Annotated in this window: 1 protein-coding gene; it reads right to left on the reverse strand. The window is 64.6% G+C overall.

Features of this window, described 5'->3' with window-relative positions; genetic code table 11:
• Positions 1 to 7 precede the first annotated feature (7 nt).
• On the reverse strand, positions 8 to 495 hold a 488-nt coding region (locus EN852_RS34995), incomplete at its 5' end, for a 4Fe-4S double cluster binding domain-containing protein (RefSeq protein WP_348643518.1).

Here is a 495-nt window from a genome sequence, read left to right on the forward strand (position 1 = left end):
AACCCCATCAATCCGCAGCGGCGGAAGTTGCCAGTGCCGCCTGCCATTCCTCTTGGACTGCCGTATCGATCTCGGTCTTCGAAGCCGTGGCGGCAAGCTCGCCAAATTCGCGGTCGGGCAGCAATCGCGACAGAGCCCAGATTGCCGCACCCCGCACGAGCGGCGACGCATCGCCAAGCAGGCCGCGCACGACAGGCGCAAGCGAGGCGTCGCCGGAATTTCCTGCCGCAATCAGAACGTTGCGGACGAAACGGTCGCGGCCGATGCGCTTGATCGGTGAACCGGAGAAGAAGGCGCGGAACGCCGCATCGTCAAGCGCGAGCAGCTCCGAAAGCTTCGGCTCGCGCAGATCGTTGCGCGCGGCAAGCTTCGCCTCGGAAGCCGCGCTGGCGAATTTGTTCCACGGGCAGGCGGCGAGGCAATCGTCGCAGCCATAGATACGGTTGCCGATCTTTTCGCGGAATTCGCGCGGGATCGGCCCCTTGTTCTCGATGG

This window comes from Mesorhizobium sp. M2E.F.Ca.ET.209.01.1.1 (assembly GCF_004010375.2).
Lineage (GTDB): Bacteria > Pseudomonadota > Alphaproteobacteria > Rhizobiales > Rhizobiaceae > Mesorhizobium.